Origin of the sequence: Streptomyces sp. MS19, from assembly GCF_047200595.1 — a bacterium.
Lineage (GTDB): Bacteria > Actinomycetota > Actinomycetes > Streptomycetales > Streptomycetaceae > Streptomyces.
In genome coordinates this window covers 1-820 of the sequence record NZ_JBJZOH010000098.1, presented here as the reverse complement: position 1 = coordinate 820, position 820 = coordinate 1, and the positions used below count along the sequence as shown (strand labels likewise).

Annotated in this window: 1 protein-coding gene; it reads right to left on the bottom strand. The window is 65.9% G+C overall.

Going from position 1 to position 820, the window contains the following annotated elements; translation table 11 throughout:
• Window positions 1-691 (bottom strand): S8 family serine peptidase (locus ACL02R_RS30045; RefSeq protein WP_412800122.1); only part of this gene is annotated, 691 nt, incomplete at its 3' end.
• Window positions 692-820 lie beyond the last annotated feature (129 nt).

Here is an 820-nt window from a genome sequence, read left to right as displayed (position 1 = left end):
TGTCTTCGGTCCGCACGGCTGTCTCGACCATGACGCGGAGCACCTGGTTCTTCGTCCAGTCAGGATGCGCCGACCAGATCAGCGCAGCCGACGCCGACGCGATCGCGGTGGCACTACTGGTACCGCCGAGCGGGTCGATGCAGACCGGCCCGTCGAGATCGGGACAACGCCACGGCACGTCGTTCCCTGGCGCGGCGAACGCCACTTGCGGCCCGTAGGTCGAGTACCCGGCCCGCTCCCCATTCCTGTCGACAGCGCCGACCCCGACGACACCCTCCCGGTCGGCGGGCGGCAAAGGCTCGTTGTCCGCCTCACCATCATTGCCGGCACCGGCGAAGATCAGGACTCCTGCGCGAGCAGCCAACTCCAGGGACTCTCCGAGCTCGTCACCCACACCGAACCCGGAGTTCACAAGGGAGATGTTGATGACCTGCGCGCCTTCTTCGACCGCGTAACGGATTCCTTCAGCGATGGGATCGAACGTGCGAACGGTCAGCCCGTCTTGGCCGTCATCGGCGCGGACAGGCAGGATTCTGACACCAGGAGCGAGCCCTCGGACACCTCCTTGAGCGCCGGTACCGGCGATGAGTGACGCCATACCGGTGCCGTGAAAGGTGGCGTCGTTGTCCGGATCCTCGCCCTCGGAGACCAGATCGGTACCGTCGAGAACCTGCCCTTCCAGCTCAGGCATGGAGTCGTCCACTCTGCCGTCGATGACGGCGACGGTGATGCCTTCTCCCCGCGTGTGCTCCCAGATCTCTTCGAGGCGGAATGTGGAGGCGTACCAGGGGTTGTCGGGGCTGTCCGCATGTGACGGAGG